A 6,588-nucleotide genomic window follows, 5' to 3' on the forward strand; every position below is an offset into this window, starting at 1 on the left:
TCCACCTCTTATGTCTGCTGATGCTGCATAAACCTGGGAATGACGCAGAGCCACTTTTGGGTATCCGTTGTCTGCCTGCCTGCATCGCTTACGCCTTGCAGGGTCATCAGACATACCGTTGAGTCGGATACCTTAAGGTTGTCTTACCGACCTGATTTTACACCTGCCTCTGGCAGGTGTTTTTTTTGGTGCGGATAAAGGGCAAAAAAAAGCCGGGCAAGCCCGGCATAAACAAGTAACAACAACATTAAGCATTCGGGTTGTTTTTCAGCGTCAGCAGTAAGCCTTCACGGCGCATTTTTGCTGCTTCTTCCGGGCGATGCATACGGTCGTAGGCGTCCGCCAGCCATGCGTAGTCAAACGCGTCGGGACGCTGTGCCAGCGCCTGCTGGAACGCGTCAACGGCCTGCTGCCATTCGCCATGGCGCATCAGCAACTGCCCCAGCGTGCTGTGCAGCAGCGGCGTCGCGCCATGCTGCTTAATCTGCTGGCGCAGCGCTTTCTCCAGCGCTTCTGGATTGCTGCTTTTGATGCGCGGCATCAGCAGCACCAGACGATCGTCGTAATGTCGCTTGAGGCCGTCCAGCACGATATCCTGCGCGGTCTGATGATCGTCGCACTCAATCAGATGGTCAGCCATCGCCACCTGCAGCGCCGTTTGCTGACGCGTTTTGCGGCTCAGATTTGACCACCAGCGTTTCAGGCCGTCGCTGCCCTGATCGGCCATCGCCTGATTCATCAGACCCAGCCACGCCTGCTGCTGCAGGTCGGCGCGATGCTGCTCATCTCCAACCTGCGATTTTTCCATCGCGGGCAGAATATCAATCAGCGAGCTCCATGCGCCGGTGCGCACGTAAGCCTGCTCCGCCAGCCGCAGAACTTCCGGATGGCGCGGCGCGACTTCCAGCAGTCGATCGATGGCGTGACGCGCGGCATGATCTTCGTTACGCGCCAGCAGGATACGCGCGCGGGTGATTTCGACCGGAATAACGTCGTTGTCCGACAGTTCAGCGGCCCGCTCAAGATGCTGGTTGGCGCGGATTTCATCGCCGCGCTGCTGCGCCGCTTCGGCCGCCAGCAGGTAGTTGGCTACCGGCACATCAGCGTGATCGGCATCTTTAGAGAGCAGCTTTTCAACCTGGCGGTGATCGCCTTCGGCCAGCTTCATCAGCGCGGTCTGGGTATGGCGCTGCGCGCGACGGCGTTTGCGACCGGTAAACCAGCCTCGGGTGCGTGCGCCGGTGCGAAACAGACGACGCAGCAGCCATTCAACGCCCAGAATAATCAGCAGGCTGACGATCAGAATGATTACCAGTCCGGTTACGCTGGTTTCTACGTTCCAGTTATCAGTCTGAATCAGCACATAGCCCTGATGACCAGCAATCATCGGACCTACCACAATGCCGGCGATAAGCAGGACGAACAGGATAAATACCTTAAGCATGCGCTTAGCCTCCTTGCTGATCGGCGGCGACGGAAGGCTGCGCGATCAGGTTGCGCACGCGTGTCTGCATCAGCTTATCAATAAGCGGCTGGCTTTCCAGATTATCCGGCAGATTCATATTGATGCTCTGCTGGCTCAGTTCGTCCAGCTGCGCCAGAAAGGCTTTGGTCGCGGGATCGTTAGTGTCGTACCAGGCGCGGACCCAGCTGGATACGGTGTCGATAGACTGCTTATAAATTTCGTCCTGATGACGCGGCACCGCCTGCGCGGCGATCAGCAGACGCGAGCGGATGTTCTCACGCAGATAGACGTCCTGGTTCGGCGCCAGCAGCGGCTGCGCCGTATTGTCGCGGCGGCGAATAGTGATGAAATCATCCATAAAGTTATGCCAGCTTTTCACCAGATTCTGACGCCATTCGCGCAGCGAGGAGGTCAGCTCACCGCCATCGCTGTCCATCGGCGCGTCGTCGCTGTCGTTGTCCGCCAGGCGCAGGTTATCGACGCCGTTCGACAGCTGGTTCAGCTTCAGAATAATGCCGTCATAATCGATTTGGTTGATGGCCGAGAGCGTGCTGATATCCTGCGTCAGCGCGCGGCGCACGTTGTTTACGCTCGGATCGTTCATATCGGCCAGGCTGGCATCGGCGCTTTTCAGCAGCGCCGCCGCCGTAGTGACATCCTGATCGCTCCAGAGTTTGCGGCCCGCCAGTTTCACCAGGTAATCGGCCTGCGATACCAGCCAGGCGTGCACATCGTTGCCAGAGATGGTGGCGACTTTTTCACGTAGCGTCTCCAGCTCCTTCGCCGTGGCGGCCTGCTGGGTGCGCGCGTCGTTCAGCGCGTTTTGCGCGCTGCTGAGCTGCTGAGCCAGCTGCTGTTTGTCGCTGCTCGCTTGCTGCTGCAAGGCGTTCAGCTTATCGCTCAGGCTCTGATTCGCCTGCGCCTGAAGTTCAGCCTGATGTTTCCCGTTAAGGTATAAACCCGCGCCGGTGGCCAGGGCGATGATAATCGCCACTGCGCCCAGCACCATGCCGCCGCTCTTTTTGTCGCGCGGCGGTTGCTGGCGGGAAGAGGGCGAAGTATCTGCCGCTGGCGTAGTCTCTTCAACCGTGGCGGAGGTCGCTTTTTGTTCCGTCATCTGTGGCACATCCCATGATTAAGTTCAGCGTAACGCGCGCAGCAGCGCATCGTTATCGGCACCATCGGCTACCTGAATATCCTGCCAGCCCAGTTCACTGGCCAGCGTAGCCAAACGTTCGCTGACGACAACCAGTCGGCAGCGTAATAACCATTCCTCGCGATCGACTGCGGGGAACAGAGAAAAAAGCTGTTGTAACATTTCACCGCTGCTGACCACCAGCGTTGTGATGCCGCGGTTGCGCCAGCGTCGGCCTTCAACCGGGCCGTCGTAGTGCTTCTGACAGCGCTGGTAGCACTGGCTGAACGAGACTTCCGCACCGCGATCGGTCAGCGTTTCCGCCAGCAGTTCGCGCCCTGGATTTCCTCGTAAAATCAGCGTTTTCTTACCGGACACCCGCTGCAACGCCGCCATATTGATAAGCGCTTCGCTGGTTTCCTGCGCGTGCGGATAGTCAACGTGACGACCGCTGGCGGTATGAAACGCCAGCGCGGTGCTGCGACCAATTGCATAATAGTCCACGTCTGCGGGCCACGCTGCGTTGTGGCGCGCCAGCGCGGGCTGTGCATAGTGGATCACCTGCTGAGAAAGCAGAAAAACCAGGTCGCCCTTGCGTAACGCGGCAAGCTGTTGCGGCAGACGATCAAGGTCGCTGCCCGGCGCAAACTCAATCAGCGGCAGGCTCCACGCCTCGCGGCCAAGCGCGCGCAGGCGAGTCACCAGCGCGCTGGCTGCAGGCTCCGGGCGAGTGACCAGAATCGTCATAGCGGCGGTTGCCCCTGGTAAACGTCGCGCAGAATATCGCGCGCGCCTTTGCTGAGCAGCTCTTCGGCGAGGGAAATTCCCATCGCTTCCGCCTCGGCGCGCGGGCCGCGACGTTCGCCACGCACCATCACGCTGCCGTCCGGCGCGCCGACCAGACCACGCAGCCACAGCTCGTCGCCTTCCAGCAGCGCAAAGCTGCCAATCGGCACCTGACAACCGCCTTCCAGGCGCGTGTTCATGGCGCGTTCGGCTTTGACGCACACGGCGGTATCGTCATGGTTAAGCGCCTGCAGCAGCCCGATCAGCTCGCTGTCGTCGAGGCGGCACTCAATGCCCACCGCACCCTGGCCGACAGCGGGCAGAGAAATTTCCGCTGGCAACGGCTGACGAATGCGCGCTTCAAGCTCCAGACGCTTCAGTCCGGCGGTCGCCAGAATAATGGCGTCATATTCGCCGGCGTCGAGCTTCGACAGGCGCGTCCCGACGTTGCCGCGCAGCGAGCGGATCACCAGATCGGGACGGCGTTCGCTAATCTGGCTCTGGCGACGCAGGCTGGAGGTGCCCACCACCGCGCCCGCCGGCAGCTCATCAAGCGAGTTGTAGTGATTTGAGACGAAGGCGTCGCGCGGATCTTCGCGTTCGCAAATCGTGACCAGCCCTAATCCTTCTGGGAACGCGACCGGCACATCTTTCATTGAATGGACGGCGAGATCGGCGCGATTTTCCAGCATCGCCAGCTCAAGCTCTTTGACAAAGAGGCCCTTACCGCCCACTTTCGCCAGCGGCGTATCGAGAATGACGTCGCCTTTAGTAACCATAGGCACCAGCTCAACGCGCAGGCCCGGATGCGCGGCCATCAGGCGTTGCTGGACATAATGTGCCTGCCAGAGCGCAAGAGGACTTTGTCTTGTAGCAATTCTGAAAATTTTGTCTAACATGCTGTTAACCATTTTGATCGTTCACCGAATATCCTATCATTGTCGGCCTGAGGCTGACAGTTTCAACGGATTATTTGACCGGGCAGGCGGGAAGATTCGCCAGTTAAAAGAGGATGAAGCGGATACCGGTGTCCGAAAGCGCAGGAAGCGAACAGGAACGTGCTAAACTGTTAAGTAGCGCAACTTTCTTTACGGTCAATCTGCCAGGTGTTAGATTGATCACGTTTCCAGCAATAATCTGCCCATCTTTTTCGATTATTAAGCGGCAGGTTTCGGAGACAGGTTGCTTAAACACTGGGACAATCAGGCGAAACGTCTTGTACCTCTACATTGAGACACTGAAACAGAGACTGGATGCCATTAATCAGCTGCGCGTCGATCGCGCGCTGGCTGCGATGGGACCTGCTTTCCAGCACGTATACAGTCTGCTGCCGACCTTACTGCATTATCATCATCCGCTGATGCCGGGTTACTTTGACGGTAACGTTCCCCGCGGTATCAGCTTCTTCACGCCTGAAGAAAACCAGCTTCTGCTGATGCGCGAACTGGCGGGCGGTCACGAGCTGACGCTGGACGTGTCGCGCACTGGCGAAATGCCGATTACCGGCATCTACTCCATGGGCAGCACCTCGTCGGTCGGGCAGAACAGCGTCTCTGACCTCGATATCTGGGTCTGCCATCAATCCTGGCTGGACAACGAAGAGCGTCTCAACCTGCAGCGCAAATGCACGCTGTTGCAGAAGTGGTGCGTGTCGATGGGCGTGGAAGTCAGCTTCTTCCTGATTGATGAAAACCGCTTCCGCCATAATGAAAGCGGCAGCCTCGGCGCAGAAGACTGCGGCTCGACGCAACATATCCTGCTGCTGGATGAGTTCTACCGTACCGCCGTACGTATGGCGGGTAAACGCATCCTGTGGAATATGGTGCCCTGCGAAGAGGAACATCACTACGACGACTATGTGATGTCGCTTTATGCGCAGGGCGTGCTGACGCCTAACGAGTGGCTCGATCTTGGCGGACTCGGCACGCTGTCGGCGGAAGAGTATTTCGGCGCCAGCCTGTGGCAGCTCTATAAAAGTATCGACTCGCCCTATAAGGCGGTGCTGAAAACCCTGCTGCTGGAAGCGTACAGCTGGGAGTATCCCAATACGCAGCTGCTGGCGATGGATATTAAACAGCGTCTGCACGACGGCGAAATCGTCAGCTTTGGCCTTGATCCTTACTGCATGATGCTGGAGCGCGTGACGCACTATCTGACCAGCATGGACGATCAGCCGCGTCTCGATCTGGTGCGCCGCTGTTTCTATCTGAAAGTGTGCGAGAAGCTGAGTACCGACGAAAACAGCAGCCGCTCAGGCTGGCGACGCGAGATCCTGTCGCAGCTGGTGAAAGAGTGGGGCTGGGACGAGGAGAAACTGGCAATCCTCGATAATCGCGGCGGCTGGAAAATCGAACGCGTGCGCGAGGCGCATAACGAACTGCTGGATGCGATGATGCAGAGCTATCGCAACCTGATCCGTTTTGCCCGCCGCAACAATTTAAGCGTCAGCGCGAGTCCGCAGGATATCGGCGTGCTGACGCGTAAACTGTACGCCGCTTTTGAAGCGCTGCCGGGCAAAGTCACGCTGGTCAACCCGCAGATTTCGCCCGATCTGTCGGAAGAGAATCTCACCTTTATTCATGTCCCCGTTGGCCGCGCCAACCGCTCAGGCTGGTATCTCTATAACCAGGCGCCGGACATGAACTCAATCATCAGCCATCAGCCGCTGGAGTATAACCGCTACCTGAATAAGCTGGTGGCCTGGGCGTGGTTCAACGGCTTGCTGACCAGCAAGACGCGTCTGCATATCAAAGGCAACGAGATCTGCGATCTGGCACGCCTGCAAGAGCTGGTGAACGACGTGTCGTCTCATTTTCCACTGCGTCTGCCTGCGCCGACGCCGAAAGCGCTCTACAGCCCATGCGAAATCCGCCATCTGGCGATTATCGTCAACCTTGAGCACGATCCGACCTCCGCTTTCCGCAATCAGGTGGTGCATTTCGATTTCCGTAAGCTCGACGTCTTTAGCTTCGGTCAGCAGCAGCAGTGCCTGATCGGCAGCATCGATCTGCTCTACCGCAACTCGTGGAATGAAGTGCGTACGCTGCACTTCAACGGCGAGCAGGCGATGATCGAGGCGTTAAAAACCATTCTGGGCAAAATGCACCAGGACGCCGCGCCGCCGGACACGGTTGAAGTGTTCTGCTACAGCCAGCATCTGCGCGGGCTGATCCGCACGCGCGTTCAGCAGCTTGTTTCTGAA

General features: G+C 58.3%; 5 protein-coding genes. 1 reads left to right on the top strand and 4 read right to left on the bottom strand.

Translation table 11 applies throughout. The features are described 5' to 3' along the window. Positions 1–247 precede the first annotated feature (247 nt). From hemY to hemC, 4 genes are read right to left on the bottom strand one after another with little or no spacing between them, the layout of a single operon-like run. Positions 248–1,444: a protoheme IX biogenesis protein HemY gene (gene hemY / locus B3797_RS19015; RefSeq protein ID WP_311784258.1), complete on the bottom strand. Its 1,197-nt coding sequence runs from the start codon at positions 1,442–1,444 to the stop codon at positions 248–250. A 4-nt stretch (positions 1,445–1,448) separates the two neighbouring features. Continuing rightward, complete coding sequence (hemX, locus tag B3797_RS19020; protein WP_311784259.1) at positions 1,449–2,582, bottom strand: uroporphyrinogen-III C-methyltransferase; 1,134 nt, start codon at positions 2,580–2,582, stop codon at positions 1,449–1,451. A 24-nt stretch (positions 2,583–2,606) separates the two neighbouring features. Beyond that, entirely contained in the window at positions 2,607–3,347 is a 741-nt protein-coding gene (hemD, locus tag B3797_RS19025; RefSeq protein ID WP_311791890.1) for a uroporphyrinogen-III synthase, read from the bottom strand. Continuing rightward, positions 3,344–4,285 carry a hydroxymethylbilane synthase gene (gene hemC, locus B3797_RS19030; protein WP_311784261.1) on the bottom strand — a complete coding sequence of 314 codons (942 nt, stop codon included), beginning with the start codon at positions 4,283–4,285 and terminating at the stop codon, positions 3,344–3,346. Before hemC ends, hemD begins: the two co-directional genes overlap by 4 nt. 317 nt (positions 4,286–4,602) lie before the next feature. Here hemC and B3797_RS19035 point away from each other — a divergent pair. After that, positions 4,603–6,588 (top strand): class I adenylate cyclase (locus B3797_RS19035; protein WP_311791891.1); only part of this gene is annotated, 1,986 nt, incomplete at its 3' end.

This window comes from Pantoea sp. UBA5923 (genome assembly GCF_002431095.1).
Lineage (GTDB): Bacteria > Pseudomonadota > Gammaproteobacteria > Enterobacterales > Enterobacteriaceae > Pantoea > Pantoea piersonii.